Consider the following 16874-nt stretch of genomic DNA (forward strand, 5'->3'; position numbering starts at 1 on the left):
CTTATCTGTCTCACTCATCCCGTAGGAGTCGCCGTCTGGTGCTCCAATCAATAAACGGTAACAGCTTTAGCATCGATAAAGCGCTAACAAATACTAACATAAACAGCTGAAAAACTGTCACTAACCCCAATTTCATCATCTATTTATGTTCTTAATAGCCATTTGAAAGTTCCTTGTTTATGTTTACAGTCACTATAAAAAGAATTGTTAGTAAAAATCAACCAATAACTTTAACAAAGCTTATATTTTTTATTTTGATTTGCTAACGCAAGCTACAAATATAAGAATTATGACATTTAGAATGCTTTTATATTTATAGAGTAGAATTGATTATCCTGTATACGGGCGCATTTCACGTGGTAAGCGATAAGTCATCACCCGTCATTAACACGCGCAATTTTGATGTGTTAGCTGTCTCTTTCATCCCTACTTATATAGCACATGTAACTTTCGCAATCCGTACAGAAGAAATGCTTTTTGGTTACGATCCCTGTATTAAATCCACTTACACAATCGAATTTCCCCAAGCTATTTTGCCCATAACAACTGCTTTTTTAGCTCCGGTAGCTGAAGGGAGGTTATTTGTTTTTTTCTTTAAGCATTGATAGCCTAATAAAGCGAAAATTACCGCCTCTTTAGCATCTGCGCTTATTTCATATGCTTCCATTCCAACCACAGAAACACGATCTGACATATAAACTTGCAGGCTGTTGAAAAGGGTCAAATTATGTCTCCCCCCGCCACTAACAATTACTTCTTCTATCTGTGCAGATTCAATGAATTTCAAAATCTCTGTAGCAATCGTCCGTGCAGTTAATGCAGTAATGGTAGCAATCCGATCATCCAGACTAATAGCTAAATGTTCAGCTTCGTCCCACAGCATTCTCGCAAATTGACTTCCAAACATCTCTCTACCGGTGCTTTTTGGGTAATCCTGATGGAAGAACGGATAAGCAAGTAGCTTAGTTAGCCATTTTTCATTCACATTGCCGCTTGCTGCGATAGCCCCTTCGCGATCATAGTCACGCTTCCCATTTGTTGCCCAATGGACAAATGCATCAATGATCATATTTCCTGGACCGGTATCGTATGCAATAACCTCCGATGCTGTAGCTCCTTTCGGAAGGACAGTTATGTTAGCTATTCCTCCTATATTAACGAGCACTCTCCCATGACTCTTATTCGTATAAAGCATATGATCAGCATAAGGGACTAACGGAGCTCCCCCTCCCCCTACAGCCATGTCTCGTGTCCTAAAATCACCAACAGTTGTAATACCGGTACGTTCAGCAATTACTGCTATGTCCCCTATTTGTAGAGTAGATGTAACATCTCTTCCTTCAATGTTAATGGAAGTCGGCTGGTGAAAGATAGTTTGACCATGGGAGCTTACAAGTAAAATATCTTTCGGCGTTAAATTTGCTTGTTGAATAATAGATAAGGTAGCCTCAGAGAAGATTTCTGCTAAATACATATTCATCCCACTAATGTCTGCTACTTTTGCTATTTCAGGAGTGCAAATTTCTCTAAGCCTTTCTTTTAGTTCCCTTGAGTAAGGGACTGACAAATACGTTACTAAATCTATTTGCAAATTGTCATTAATATCAATAATGTTGATGAGAGCTGCATCTACCCCATCCAGTGATGTTCCGGACATAAGGCCAACTACATAGCTTGTTTGCTCTTCCAAATACATCTCTCCCTATAAAGAAATTTATAATAAAAGCATATTAGAGTACTTTTCTATAAGAGGTATAGCCTTTCCAAACCTTATAATCTAATTTACGATAAAAATCGACAAGCCCTGTCCAATCAATGACAATATGTTTAATGTCTCTATTTCTTAGAAAAGCTATAGCAGCTTGTACGATTGCTATACCGTATCCATTTCCGCGTTCCGCAGAATCGACCCCTAAAGGTCCTACCCCCCCTAATTCTTGGCTGAATAGCGGTGCCCAGTACACGTTTTGAGCAATTAAGGGCGAGCTATTATCGTTAATTCTTGAAAACCCAATAATCTTATTTTCTTTTTTAAGAACGGCAAATTCCCTACCATTCCCACCCTTTTGGAAATATTGATGAGCCTCGTATTCCCATCGTCCTGGAAAGCATCGATGTAAAAATGTAAGGAACGCCTCCTTTTCCTCATACTTTAATATCGAAAACTCAACATTAGGAAGAGCAGGTAATTCTTTCGCTACCTCACCCTCATATTTACAGAGCATATCGAACTCTTTTCCAAAAGAATGATAGCCTCTTTTTTCAAACCAATCTTCATAGCTATCTAATGGGACGCCAGGGAAATAGTGCCATGGGTCTTTTCCTAATAATATTTCCTGCATTCCAGCTAATTGAAAAGCGTCCTCTGCATGCCTTAATAGATTAGAGCCGATTCCCTTGTTTCGGTACTCATGATGAACAAGAATTACTTGAATCCAGCCTGTTTTATCCTTCATCGGTATCTCTAATTCTTCCTGCCACCTTTTACCTACTACAAACCCGATTATTTGACCTTGCTCATTTACAGCTATTCGCGAAGCATCATAGCAAATATTTTCATCCTGAAAACTATTTTGCTCAAATAGCTCCTTTCGCATTGGAAAATCTCTACCTAGCTCTTGATTCCACAAACTCACCAATTCATCTAGTCTATCTAACCGCCATTCTATCAACTGCATGCTTTCACCTCAATTATCATAGTTTGTTCTATTAAATGTTTCTAAAAAATACTCATCTATTTCTATATTTTCTTCTAAAAGAGCAGCAACTACTGCCCCACCTGCCGGTAATATTTTCGGGAAGATTATATCTACATGAATACCTTCATTTTTAATCGTTCTTTCGATTGATTCTTTCAAAATGTCATATCTATTAAAAAGTCCACCTACTAAAACAACTCGTATAACAACATTCCTTTGGCTGAATAGCTGTTTTACAAGAGCAGATATCGCCATTCCAAGCTCTGCTCCATTATGATCGATGATATGCTTAGCCAATAAATCATTACGTTCTACCGCCTTCATAACAAGCACCGTGAGCGAGGATATCAGCTTTTTCGGATTGTCTGCCTGATAAATAACCGGAATAATATCCGGTAATTCTTCTTTATTGAAATGCTGGATAAGTAGGTCAGACAATAATGTTTGTTCCATGAGACCATCCCTCGCTTTAAAGGCAGCTTCTAATGCATCTCTACCAATGGCATATCCACTCCCTTGATCTCCAAACAGATGGCCCCATCCTCCTACACGCGCTCGATCTGAGGCTTCATTCACACCGTATGTGATTGCTCCAGTTCCAGCAATTTGGACTATCCCTGGTTTTCCTATTGTCCCGGAATAAAGTGCTGTAATCGCATCATGGTCTATAGTAATACTTACCTCTGAAGAAAATAGAGGTTGTAGTATGGCTTTTAAGGCGTCTTGGTTGGTTATATTGCCCGCTCCTGCCATACCAGCAAATACACGCTTTACTAGTAAGAAATTTTGTGGTGCCAATTCTTTTAGTTCCCTTATAAGCTTTTGCAGTTCTGATTGGACAGCTATTTTCCCCGTACTATTAATATTAGTTCCACCAACCGTCGCTTTTGCTACTACTTCACCTTTAGATGTAGCAATGATTCCAGTAGTTTTCGTTCCTCCGCCATCAATCCCTAACACATACATTCTCTACACCCCTTTTGACAATAAACAAGCCAACTCATAGAAGAGTCAGCTTATGAATAATTATTTCTTTGAATCCTTTGATAGAAAATTGACCGCATCTCGGGTAGCATCTAAATACTTAACCGTTTCTTCATATTGCAGAGAAGCAACTCCCATAAACAAAATATCCACCACTTGCAGCTGTCCAATTCGAGACGAGGTAGCGCCACTACGAAACGTTGATTCTCTAGTGGCAGACGTATATAGCTTAATGTCTGCAATTTTAGAAACGATGGAGTTACCATATTTCGTAATACTGATAATAGAGATACCTTTTTCCTTAGCAAGCTCTAAAACTCTAGCAACTTCTGATGTCTCTCCAGAAAAGGAAATTGCCACAACCACATCCCCTTTTTCCGCAGTAGCTACGAGTGTCATTGCTAAATGCATATCTGGAAAGGCATAAGAGTTCTTGTTAATGCGTAAAAACTTTTGTTGAGCATCTTGTGCAATGATATTAGAAGCACCTACGCCAACAAAATGGATTGTATTTGCCACTCTAAGCAGGTCAATAGCTTTTTCTAATTCTTCGGTATTTAGCATTTCTGCCGTTTCTCGAATCGTTTTAATACTATTGTTTGTCATCTTATCTATTATCGACATAATCGGTTCGTTCGGTTCAATATCTCTAAAACCATGCTCTGTTGTCTTTTGTAAATCTCCTGCAATTCTGAGCTTCAGATCTTGTAAGCCTTTTAAATCTAATGACTTACAAAGCCTGATGACTGCCGCCCCACTAGTAGAGCTTCTTTTCCCTAATTCAACTGCAGTTAAAGAAATTGCCTCTTGAGGATGATTTAATATATATCTTGCAATTTTCTTCTCAGAGGGTGGCAATGTATTCACCATTTCATTTAGCATAACTAGTCCACCGTTGGCAGATGACATAATTTATCCACTCATTTCTTCCTTGAAATAGCTTTTTAACTATACCTCTCCCTTTTTACTAGGTCACCGGAGGTATTAAGTTAAAAGGCTTGTATTCATAATACATACCGTTAGATTGTATATGGAGTAGTCCGTAACCAATGTTATTCTCCTGCTTCATTACATATTTTTTTGGTGAGGCATTGCCTGTAATAATGTATCTCACTCCGCTAACTTCCCATTGGTCTTGCGTATGTAAATGTCCAAATAAAACTACAATGTCTCTAGAAGGTAATTCACTTTTGTGTTCGGTAAGTATTTCTACTAATTGAACGGAATCTTCATATACCATTTCATGTGCAGTTCCAAAATGGTCCTTAGTAGGTACATGAGTAAGTACTACAATATGCTTTTGCTCATGGGTAGATAATACTTCCTTCAGGTAAGTTAATTGGGTTGAGTCTGAAAGCGTGAGACTTTGCCCTAAAGCACTATTTAAAATGATAAACAGTACTTTCCCATACGTAAAATGATAGGATGGTGAACCCATAAAGCTCTGATATAGCGTTAAGTTTCCTCGAAATGCTTCATGATTCCCAGCAAGCGTTAATATGGGTATATGTTTCTTCATATCCGAAAATAGAGATGTCTTCGCTAACTTAAATTCCTCTTCTGTTCCTTGATCTACAAAGTCACCCATATGTATGATAAACTCAGGTGCTTCCTCCAATAAATGTACTAAAGCAGCTTTTCCATGCTCCAGCGTATGTGTATCTGGAATTATGCCTACTATAAAGTTGTCCTCGTCTATTGGCCCTTTTATAGAGTGAACAACAAAATTTTGCTGATATGGGTCCATTTCATTTCCCGCTCGATCCTTTGTATGAATAGAAAGGTGATGTGGACCATCTATTAAATGACTACTAGATATTGCAAATCCCCAGCCGGTTTCTTCATCATAGAACACTTTTTGCTTTTCATTATTAATAGTAAGAATTATATCGTTCTTTTCAATCCCACTATGTTCATCACAAAGTCGAAAGCCAATTCGCGGTGTAGCTGTATGAATTAAAGCGGAATCACTTGGTGTGACATCAGATATAATAGGACATTCATGATCTTCATTTAAATCTATTAAATAATTTTTTTCTAGATACGGTACTGACCAATTACCAGCCAAATCTTTTACTTGGATGCTAACTTTACAATTTCCCTCTTGAAGCTCTTTTACATGATAAGATATTTTGTTCGCTCGAACAGAAGGAACAACCAATTTATTATTGATTTTCATGATTAAAGAATCGAAATCTACACCTGACATGTCATCGCTCACTACTGCAGAGAAGACAAAGGAATTTCTATATATCTTCTCCTTTTGCGGTAATATGTCACTAAAAATTGGTCCCGTTAAGTCTTGATCATCTACATATACAAATGTAATATGATCCAAATAGAACTTTCCATTAATACTGGAGTCTTTTTGATTAACCAAATTTGTTTCAACTGCATATATTTGCTCCAACCTTAATGGAAGCTTCCAGTTTTGCTCCAACTCTACATCTAAGTATTTCCATCCATTCCAGCTTATATTTCCATTAGTTAAGTTAATTATCTTCCGTTCATTATCTCCATCAATTATGGTTGCTCGTAGCCATGGTGTTTTTCCATCACTATGGACCCACACTGCCAGCTTTTTTGGCATCTGCTGTGTCACTAACTTCTTTTTAAACTTGATATACATAGCTCCATTTCCTTTAACCCAACCTCCGTAGTTAAAGCTAACCTCTAAGCTATACTTTCCATGCTTGACGTAATCTTTGTTTAAAGATAAATAATAGGAGGAGACAAAGGAATGATTGGTTTCATAGTCACTAAGATTGGCATTATTGAAATCGTCCAAGATTAGCATCTTATGTTCATTCATCCTTTTCCCTCCTCTTATAAATTCCTATCCGCCAATTCAATAGCCTTTCTTACAAAACCGTTTGCCTGTTTAATATAATCTATTGCCTCTTCATAATTCACATTAGCTTTCATCATTACTATCGCAGGTTTTACTTCATTATTTGCAAGTTCTAAAAATTCTTCTGCCTCTTGATATGACTGGTTAGTAATCGTTTGAATAATACCCTTCGCTCGCTCTTTTAGCTTTTCATTGCTAACGGATACATCTACCATTAAGTTTTCATAAACCTTACCTAGCTTAATCATAACCGTTGTTGAGATCATATTTAAAATGAGCTTATGTGCAGTAGCTGCTTTCATCCTTGTAGACCCCGTAATTACCTCTGGTCCAGTCTCTACTTCAATTTTAATAGTAGCATGTTCACTGATGGAGGAATTTTTGTTTGCAGTTAAACTGATCGTTTGTGCACCAACCTCATTAGCGTATTCTAATGCCCCAATTACATATGGCGTTCTTCCACTCGCTGCTATTCCTATCACTACATCATAACTAGACAAAGCTCTTTCTCTTAAATCTTCTTTACCTTTCTCTGGACTATCCTCGGCGCCCTCTACCGCTTTTTCGAAAGCTGAAAGGCCACCTGCCATAACAGCCTGCACTAAATTGGACGGTGTCCCAAAGGTGGGTGGACATTCGACCGCATCTAAAATACCTAGTCTCCCACTTGTTCCCGCTCCAACATAAAATAGTCTTCCACCAGATTTCAATGAGTTGAATACAGCCTCTGCAGCCCTTTCAATATCATCTATTTCATCCTGTACACATTCAGCGACACGTTTATCCTCTTCATTAATCATTGCTAAAATGCTTTTAGTAGACATATGATCAATGTTTATGGAATGGCTATTTCTCTGTTCGGTTGACAGTTTATTCAAATTAGATAAATCATTCATTTTAATCATCCTAGTTATATATGTCGTATATTTGCTTTTCTTTTTGAAAGCCTTCTATTAAAGATAGACAATTCTCTATATATTCTTTTGTCGTTCCATTCCAAATACGTTCCCTCATACTTTTAGATCCAGCCAACAAGTCAAAGAAATACTTCTTCTGCCCATTTTCTATAAATGAGAAATCCTTTGGATACATTTCTGCGATTGTCTCTATAAGCAAGAGACCAGTTTCCCAAGCATTTAATATGCGGCGATCGACAATATGTAGCTGAATTCCGCTGCAAATAACATTCATATGCTTTTGATAAGTTGGTTTAAAAGAAATGGGCCTTGCGATAACGCCTTCTATCTTTTTCTCATTAAATACCTTTGCTAGCCTTTGCCCATCCACATAAGGAGCACCGATCCATTCAAAGGGTCTTGTAGTGCCTCGCCCTTCAGATAAGTTAGTTCCTTCTATTAAACAGGTTCCAGGATATAATACATTCATATCAATATTAGTAGTATTTGGAGAAGGGGGTACCCACAATACAGGAGTGTCATCAAAGTACATGGATCGTAGCCAACCCTCCATTGGAACAACTGTTAAGTCACAATTATATCCAAACTTATATTTAAACAACTGGGCAAGTTCTCCTACAGTCATCCCATGTCTATTTGGAATAGGTAACAAACCAACAAAGGAGCGAACATCCTCTTCCACAAGGTTTCCTTCTATTCGGTCACCAGAAATTGGATTTGGTCGATCCAATACAACAAACTGTTTTCCTTGCTCTCCACAGGCTTCCATTACATATGCCATTGTATAAATGTACGTGAAGTATCTTGAACCAATATCCTGCAGATCGAAAACAATGACATCAACAGATTCTAACATCTCTTTTGTAGGCTTCCTTGAATCACCATATAGACTGTAAACCGGAAGATTTGTGTAAGGGTCTATCGAAGACTGAACTCCTTCTCCTTCTTTAGCATCTCCACGTATCCCATGCTCTGGACCATATAAAGCTGTAAGATTTATGCCAGGATGATCGACAAACAATTCAATAGTCGGTGTGAGCTTTTGGTTTACACCCGTCATATTCGTCACCAAGCCTATACGATTTCCTATAAAAGGTTTATAGCCATCTTCCAAAAATACTTCTACCCCTAGCTTCATTTGTTTCCTCCACTAATCAGACATTTGAGGGCTCATACTTTGTAAACGTTTTAGACGCTCCCCACGTTAAGATAAAGGCGGTTACACTTCCACCAAAGAAAAAGAGTAAAGCGGGAATGGTTATAAAAGTTACATAGTGAACAAATAATAATATTGCAATCAATGCAATCGTTAGTATAGGATGAATGACTCCTATTACAAAAGCCCATTTAATATTTTGTAAGGTGCTTATATTGAAATGTACAAAGATTGGGAAAGAGTATAACAATACAATAAGTAAAACTATAAAAAGTGCTATTACCCCATAGCTTGCCACAAAGTAAACCATATTCTCCTGAGCTCTTAAAATTTGCAGCTCAATATATAGTAGATATCCTATACCGGCAAGTATGTATCCGAGTAGATTAGCTTTAAAAAATTCTTGACGATAAGATTTCCAAAAGGCTTGAAATACGGGAATATCTGTATCTCCAGAAACCCATTTTCTTACTACAGCAAACATACCCGCTGTAGCAGGCATGAGTCCAAAAAAGAACAAGCCTACTAGTGTGAATACAAACCAAAGTATGTTCAAGTATGCTAACCTCATTGCCCACACCGCAAACTGATAGTATCCATTAACAAAACTGTTCATAGTAGACTCTCCCTTCTATGTTTAAATTGAAAAGCGTAGGCGCCTATCTCTGCCCCGACAGGCAAATGAAAAAAAGCGAGGAGGCAGCTCTTCAGCCACCGGAGCTTTTAACCATTTGACCCGAGGGGCAAGGCGCCGAAGCTAGACACCACGAAAAGCGTAGGCGCCTATCTCTGCCCTGGCAGGCAAATGGGGAAATACGAGGAGGCAGCTCTTCAGCCACCGAAGTATTTATCCATTTGACCCGAGGGGCAAGGCGCCGAAGCTAGACACCATGAAAAGCTATTCTTTAATCGAACCGATTAATACGCCTTGGACAAAGAATCGTTGTAAAAACGGGTAAACAATTAGTAATGGTAAAGAGGAAATGATGATGACCGCATATTTAATAAGACCACCTGTCCTCACCTGTTGGATGAGCGATTCCGTTTGTTCCCCAGACCCTTCGCCTAATTGTGCCTGATTTACTACTAATATCTCCCTCAAAATGAGCTGAAGAGGATATTTATCCCGATCAGACAGATAAATTAACGCATTAAAATATTGATTCCATAAGCCAACTGCATGGAACAATGCCATAACCGCTATAATTGGCAATGATAGTGGTAATACAATTTTGATAAACATATAAAAATCAGATGCTCCGTCAATTTTAGCCGCTTCTACTAACTGATCCGGAATACTGCTTTGGAAGAAAGTTCTCGCTACTAAAATAGACCAAGCCCCAACCACTCCAGGTATTACAATAGCCCAAATGGTATCAAGCATTCCTAACGTTTTGATCACTAAATAAGTTGGAATTAAACCACCACTGAACATCATTGTGAATAGAACAAACCATAAGATATACTTACTTCCCATTAACTCTTTTCTAGAAAGTGCATAAGCACATGGCAACAGAACAAATAAATGGAGAAGTGTTCCTACTGCGGTATATAAAATGGTATTGCGATACCCTAGCCAAATAGAGTCATTTTGTAATATTTTTCTATAACCTTCAAATGTAATATCGACTGGCCATAACCACATTTTCCCTGAGCTTACGGCTAAGGGATCACTTATGGAGGCACTAATAACGAAGACAAGCGGATAAACTATTAAAATGACGATGACCGTTAAGAATATTTTGTTTAGCACGTCAAAGCCTTTATCAGACAAACTAACTTTTTTCATTTGAACCCCTCCTTACCATAAGCTGTTATTGCTAGTTTTTCTTGCAACATAATTGAAGGTTATTAGTAAAGCTATGTTAATGATGGAGTCAAATAAACCAATAGCTGCTGCAAAACTATATTGACCTTCTAGTAATCCAGCTTGATATACATAGGTTTGTATGACATCTGAGGTTTCAGAGTTCAAGCTATTTTGTAATAGTAAAACCTTTTCAAATCCTACAGACATAAAGCTACCAATGTTCAATATAAGTAGAACGACAATGGTTGGGAAAATACCCGGTATGTTGATATGTAGAATTCGTTGTAATTTGGATGCACCGTCTACTTCTGCCGCCTCATGTAGTTCTGGATTAATGCCTGCTAATGCGGCTAAGTAAATTATGGAGCTCCAGCCTAATGTTTGCCATACCCCAGACCAAACAAATATATGTCTAAACCAACTAGCCTCATCTAAAAAGCGTATTTTTTCCCCGCCAAAGAGAGTGATGATTTGATTGACTAAACCATTTGCAGGATCTAAGAAAATGACAATCATCCCAACAACTACAACTACGGATATAAAGTGAGGAGCATATGTAAGTGTTTGAGCCCATTTTTTAAAAGCACCATTTTTCAGCTCGTTTAATGAAAGGGCCAAAATAATTGGCAAAGGGAATAATAACAATTGATATAGACTAAGAATGATTGTATTTTTTATTAATCTCCAAAAGTAGTATGAATCAAAAAAGCGCGTAAAATGATCAAATCCAATCCACGGACTTCCCCAAATCCCTTGATTAGCCATAAAGTTTTTAAAGGCTATTTGTACTCCATACATAGGAACATAGTGAAAGATTAAAAAATATAAAAGCGCAGGAAGTAAGAAAACATAGAGCTGCCAGCTTTTTAGGAAATTTCTTTTGATTTTAGCAAAACGACTCACTTTCGGAACAACCCCATGCTTTGCTTTTGTTTCATTAATGTGCATATTTTTACCCCCTTCTCCCCGTTTTTCTAATATTGCAGAGGAAGATACTTCCTCTGCAAATTAGAAAGCAACTCATTTATTAATCTTTGTATCTTTCATACGCCTTTTGTTGAAGCTCCATGAAGTCCTTTAATCCCATTTTTTCAATGGTTCCCACATAAGAGTCCCATTCAGTTAAAGGAGTTTCTCCTGTTATAAATTTCGCTTGCATTTCTTGTACATATTTATCAATATCTGCTTTTAAAACTGATACTCGATCATTTTCCTCTGCAGTATAGGTAAAGTTAGGCCATACTTCATCTATTAAATATGGTTCAAGCTCTTTCGTAGCCTCTTTATCACCTGGTGCATTCTCTGATCCAGTGAAGTAATCATCTGTAATCATTACCGGATGATTTCCACCTGGATTGATTAAATATTTAGCTAGTTCTTGTGTCATCGTAAGTCCGTCTTTACTATTTGTGATTTTATCTAATAGCTTCGGTCCATCTGCTGTTTGTTCAAACGTTTCTCCTTCAATTCCCATGAAGAACATCAAAGCTCCCTCATCACTGTAGAAATGATCTAACCATCTTACCGTTTCAGCAGGGTATTTATTTTCACTCGTAATAGCAAAGTTTCCTAAGTCTCTTAATGGAGAGGTAATTCCTGTGTATAATTTTTCCCCACTTGGGCCAGCAAGTGCATTTCCTACCACATAGTCCTTACCGATTTCTTCTCCAAAGAGTTCAACAGGGTTGTAGAATTGAGTAGCTCCATACAACTCCTCAGCTGCAGCAGCCAAATATTTAGGAACGTCAATGGAGTAAATACCTTGATCGATTAAGCCTTCTGAATATAATTTATGCATATACTCTAACATTTCTTTATACTCTGGAGCCGTTGGGAAGAAACGAAGCTCACCAGCAGAATCCGTATCAAGTAAAGTATGAAGAGATCCTTTGTTTTGTACACCGAATGCTCCGGAAATCCAATGTAGTATACGAGTCATAGAAACACTACTTAAAGGAATCTCGTCATTTTTTCCATTTCCATTCAGGTCAGTTTCCTTTACTGCCTTCAAGTAAGCATATAGCTCATCTAAATTCTCAGGATTTTTCATACCTAATTGATCTAACCAATCTTGTTTAATCCAAGGCTTAGCACCTATTAATAGAGACGTGAACTCTGGTGAATAAATAGTAGGGAACGAATAAATATTCCCATCTGGGAAAGTAAGCCCTTTCTTAATTTCAGGATTTGCTTCTAACACTTTACTTAAATTAGGTGCATAATCCTCTATTAAGTCGTTTAATGGAATAAATGTGCCTTGTTGGCCGTATTTCTGTAAATCCCCTACTGGAATAGTTGCCGCATAAAAAACATCAGGCAATGTTCCACTAGCTAAAGCAAGATTTCGTTTTTCTTGTAATCCATCGGCTGGTACCTGCTGCCAGGTAATATCTATATTTGACATTTTTTCATATTCATTAAGTATTAGAACGTCATTCCAATCATCAGCCGTAGTAGCTGACTTACCTGCAAAAATGTCCAACTTAATTGTTTCGTTTACAATGGGCATTCCTGTTTTGTTAAAATTTTTGCTATCTGGTTCTACAGTGCCTTTTGCTTCATCATCCGAACATGCTGCTAAGGCTAATGCGGCTATAAGTGCTAACGAAATTATCTTTTTACCTCTCATTTGTAATACCCCCTAGTTTTTTTAAAATAGTCATTGCTATGAAACAAAACAAACTATTCTTGTAAACACTTCTTCCCTCCCTGCTTATGTATCCCTCACCCCCTAAAATGTTGTCTTTGTTTCAAGTAAAGTTACTGGAAGTTTTCCACTAACCGAGACTTTTCCAAATATCGCTTGAGCTGCGGTTCTTAATGCAAGATAAGTAAATTCATAGGTTGCTAAATATGCCGTTACATCCGGGAAAAACCTTAAATCATACGGATTTCTCATTGCTACTCCAACAACCGGAATACCTAATTTCAAAAGTCTATTAAACAACTCTATCTCATAGCTAGTAGCCGATACAGATAGAGTACCAATAACAATTACATCAAATTCCTTTGCCCTTTGAATGAGTAAATCCATTTCCTTAAGAGTGAATGATGTCGGTAAATCATAAGCCTCTACTTGATTACTAAATTCCTTCATTGCATCACTTAGTGTTGTTTTTATTTCTTTTACATCCTCAACACCATAAATAGTTTGGTTAGGTGGATTAATTACTAATATAGTTTGATCCATCTGTAAAGGGAGCAGGCCCTCATTTTTCACGATTGTAACGCTCTCTTGAAATACCTTCTCAGCTATATTTTTGTGTTCTTCACTACCAAGTGAAACAAACTCGGAATGGAAGGGAGTGTTTTCCCATGACAAATATTTTCCCTTCAGTTTATTAATGCGATTAAGGGAAGCCTTTAAGCTCTCTTCTTGTAATACACCCTGAGCTAAGGCTAGCTCTAATTCCTTTATCGTACGTAGCTGAACTTCATGTGTATGTGAGACCATTACTAAGTCTACACCTGCATTAAGGGCCTCAACGGCACCTTTTTCAGTACCAATTGTTTCTGAAATTGCCTTCATTTCCAGACAATCTGTTGTGACCACACCGTCAAATCCAAGTTCCTCTCTCAACAGCCCACTAATTACTTTTTTGGACAAAGTAGCAGGGACATTTTCTCTGTCCTCAATTGCAGGAAAATAAACATGAGCAGACATAATAGTATCTGCCCCTTCGGCAATGCAAGCTTGGAATGGTACAAGCTCTACTTCATCTAACCTTGCTCTTGTATGACCTATCACTGGAAGGGATAAATGGGAATCTACATTTGAATCACCATGACCTGGAAAATGCTTTAATGTAGTGATCACTCCTGCATTTTGCAAGCCCTTCATTGCATTTTTCCCAAATTCAGCTACTAAATGTGGATTTTCTCCGAAGGATCGAACCCCAATAACCGGATTATCCGGGTTATTATTTACATCTAGTACAGGTGCTAAATTCCAATTAACCCCTAACTCTTTTAGCTCTTTTCCAGTGGCAAGGCTTATATCAAAAGCATTTTCTGAGTTTGCCGTAGCTCCAATGGACATTGCTCCAGGAAATGTAGTTGCACCCTTTCCCAATCTACGTACTACCCCATTCTCTTGATCCAGGCAAATCAGAAGAGGATATTCATAGCCTGCTTTTTGTGCTTCGCGCTGAAGAGAAGAGGTTAAACTTAAGAGCTCCTGAGGTGTACCAACATTATGACTAAACAATATAATTCCACCAATTCGGTGTCGATGGATCAGGTCAATGATACCCTCTGGTGCAATTTTCCCTTTAAATCCTACAACCATTAATTGTCCGACTTGAATAGATGCAACCCGTTGACTCAAATAAACACCTTCTTTATATTAATCAATTAAAAAAACAGTTCTCACAACAACGACTTTTCTATAAAGTCTGAATATTAAATAACATATCATATTTATTTTGAAAATGAAACATAATTTTTGAAATTTATAATTATTTTCGTTTTATTATTTCAATTAATGTTTTTATAAAGATAGATTTCATCCATATAAAAAACCTGAAGCCTAAACGGCTTCAGGTTTTGAATAGCTTACTTTTTGGTTTTTGTTTCCTCGGCATTCTTGCTTTCCATCCCTGTGTAAGAAATAGATGTTACACCATAAGTGTATCGCTTATTCGGATCCACTTTTTTATCTTGGAAAGTGGCAAAGCCATCTTGATCAAAAACAACTCCTACTATATTTTGGGGATTACTGTAATCCCCTGCTTTATTACCCTCGAAGCGGTAAATCACATATTTCCTAGCATCTTTCCGCTTCTTATTGTCGATTGAAATTTGAACAGAGTTCCCATCATTTTTAGCAGTAACTAGTATAGGTTTTTTAGGTTCTTCTGCTCCGTTCCATGGAGTAGGAGGGGTTAAGGATTTTGTCTGATAAATTTCATTTTCTACTATATCAGCATAGCCAAGCTTATTTGCAAGGATATCCCGGAGAGTAAAATGCATTTGGCCCATCGTCTTTCCATTTATACGGTTGTCCAAAATTTGCTCTGGTAATTCATACGGATTGTCCCACGCCGTATCAAAGTTAGCATTAACTTTGTAATCTGCCATTCCAATGTAAAGATTTATCGGATATCCTTCTGTTTGTCTGCTCCACCACTCTAGAAGCACCGAATAGTTTGCTATAGCCAACTGACGAGACCAGTATACTTGCGGTGTAATATAGTCTATATACCCTGATTGAATCCACTTTCTGCTGTCTGCAAAAAGTGAGTCATAATGAGCAGATCCATTTGTTTCGCTTCCATTCGGATCGTCCTTACTATTTCTCCAAATTCCTGATGGAGAAATACCAAATTGTACCCAAGGCTTAATTTGTTTGATGTTACTATTAATATGTTGAACTAGTTCATTGACGTTATTACGTCTCCAGTCACCGATGTCGTTAAAGTCAGCACCATACTGTGCGTAGGTTGCAGCGTCATCAAAATTAACTCCTGGATAGAAATAATCATCCATGTGAACCGCATCCACGTCATAATTTGTCACTAGTTCTTTTACAGCGTCTATTAAATAACTTTGGACTCCTGGAATTCCTGGATTTAAGTAATATTGAGTCCCATGCTTTACTACCCATTCAGGATGAATAGAAGCTATATTATTTGGTGCTAGTTCCTCTAGTTTTTGATTAGCCATTGTAACTCGGTAAGGATTGATCCAAGCATGTAACTCCATACCATGTTCATGTGCAGTATCTAGCATAATTTGCAACGGGTCGTAACCTGGGTTTGTCCCTTGTTTACTACCTGTAATATAACGTGACCAAGGTGCTAACTCAGATGGATATAATGCATCGGCAGTTGGTTTAACTTGAAAAACAACTGTATTAAAATTTTTTCGTTCTAACTCTTTGATGGTAGAGCGAGCCCATGATGTATAAGCAGCTTCATCCATACCTGGCTTCAAGTCTATATTTGCAACAGTAGAAATCCATGAAGCTCTCATTTCAACCTTAGGAGAAATTGTACTCACCGCACTTCCTGTTTCGATACTTGTAAAGAATAGAGTAAACGTAAGTAACACAGCAATAAAGGCTTTAAAATACCTTTTATTCATTCTTTTCCTCCTCTTTCCAATTCTTATTTTTATACAACTAATAAATGCCCTCCTTTTCCATAAAATTTATATAATACTAAGTTATTAGTGTGATGCTAGAGAAGGAAAATCTATAATACATGTAAGTGTGGTTTCTTATTGGCTCACTTTCTCCACTTTAGTCGCCCGTTGCCACAACAAGATGATTACTTTACAACACTATTTCTCAAAATAACTAAATTTTACAAAATATTAGCAATTATTTGTATATTATTTGAATTGATAAAAAAAGTCAATATAATTCTTTTTAAATAAAATATAGTTTCATTTTTTCCCATTAAAAAAACTCATTAATTACTACTTAAGCTTAAGCGGTAACGAATGAGTTTCTTAT

Annotated in this window: 13 protein-coding genes; all 13 read right to left on the reverse strand. The window is 37.4% G+C overall.

Features of this window, described 5'->3' with window-relative positions:
* Nucleotides 1-505 precede the first annotated feature (505 nt).
* Nucleotides 506-1690: an anhydro-N-acetylmuramic acid kinase gene (locus Q0371_RS12455; RefSeq protein ID WP_298471562.1), complete on the reverse strand. Its 1185-nt coding sequence runs from the start codon at nt 1688-1690 to the stop codon at nt 506-508.
* Between the two features lie 40 nt (nt 1691-1730).
* The gene (locus Q0371_RS12460; protein ID WP_298471565.1) at nt 1731-2678 is read right to left on the reverse strand and encodes a GNAT family N-acetyltransferase; all 948 of its coding nucleotides are present in this window, start codon (nt 2676-2678) and stop codon (nt 1731-1733) included.
* Between the two features lie 9 nt (nt 2679-2687).
* A complete protein-coding gene (locus tag Q0371_RS12465; RefSeq protein ID WP_298471568.1) occupies nt 2688-3665 on the reverse strand; it encodes a BadF/BadG/BcrA/BcrD ATPase family protein in 978 nt (325 codons plus the stop codon).
* Between the two features lie 60 nt (nt 3666-3725).
* Nucleotides 3726-4592, reverse strand: coding sequence for a MurR/RpiR family transcriptional regulator (locus tag Q0371_RS12470; RefSeq protein WP_251553447.1), 867 nt, complete (start codon nt 4590-4592; stop codon nt 3726-3728).
* Nucleotides 4593-4650: 58 nt separating this feature from the next.
* The gene (locus Q0371_RS12475) at nt 4651-6495 is read right to left on the reverse strand and encodes a metallophosphoesterase (RefSeq protein ID WP_298471572.1); all 1845 of its coding nucleotides are present in this window, start codon (nt 6493-6495) and stop codon (nt 4651-4653) included.
* A gap of 14 nt (nt 6496-6509) precedes the next feature.
* Entirely contained in the window at nt 6510-7430 is a 921-nt protein-coding gene (gene murQ / locus Q0371_RS12480) for an N-acetylmuramic acid 6-phosphate etherase (protein WP_298471575.1), read from the reverse strand.
* A 10-nt stretch (nt 7431-7440) separates the two neighbouring features.
* A complete protein-coding gene (locus tag Q0371_RS12485; RefSeq protein WP_298471578.1) occupies nt 7441-8589 on the reverse strand; it encodes a DUF1343 domain-containing protein in 1149 nt (382 codons plus the stop codon).
* A 16-nt stretch (nt 8590-8605) separates the two neighbouring features.
* Entirely contained in the window at nt 8606-9223 is a 618-nt protein-coding gene (locus Q0371_RS12490; protein ID WP_298471581.1) for a YesL family protein, read from the reverse strand.
* A gap of 282 nt (nt 9224-9505) precedes the next feature.
* Complete coding sequence (locus Q0371_RS12495) at nt 9506-10396, reverse strand: carbohydrate ABC transporter permease (protein ID WP_298471584.1); 891 nt, start codon at nt 10394-10396, stop codon at nt 9506-9508.
* 12 nt (nt 10397-10408) lie between these two features.
* Nucleotides 10409-11365, reverse strand: coding sequence for an ABC transporter permease subunit (locus Q0371_RS12500; protein WP_298471586.1), 957 nt, complete (start codon nt 11363-11365; stop codon nt 10409-10411).
* Nucleotides 11366-11444: 79 nt separating this feature from the next.
* Complete coding sequence (locus tag Q0371_RS12505) at nt 11445-13046, reverse strand: extracellular solute-binding protein (RefSeq protein ID WP_169359853.1); 1602 nt, start codon at nt 13044-13046, stop codon at nt 11445-11447.
* A 102-nt stretch (nt 13047-13148) separates the two neighbouring features.
* Nucleotides 13149-14744, reverse strand: coding sequence for a glycoside hydrolase family 3 protein (locus tag Q0371_RS12510; RefSeq protein ID WP_298471589.1), 1596 nt, complete (start codon nt 14742-14744; stop codon nt 13149-13151).
* Nucleotides 14745-14971: 227 nt separating this feature from the next.
* On the reverse strand, nt 14972-16501 hold the full coding sequence (locus Q0371_RS12515) for a family 10 glycosylhydrolase (RefSeq protein ID WP_298471593.1): 1530 nt from the start codon (nt 16499-16501) through the stop codon (nt 14972-14974).
* Nucleotides 16502-16874 lie beyond the last annotated feature (373 nt).

The sequence above is a fragment of the uncultured Psychrobacillus sp. genome, from assembly GCF_938022135.1.
Classification (GTDB): domain Bacteria; phylum Bacillota; class Bacilli; order Bacillales_A; family Planococcaceae; genus Psychrobacillus.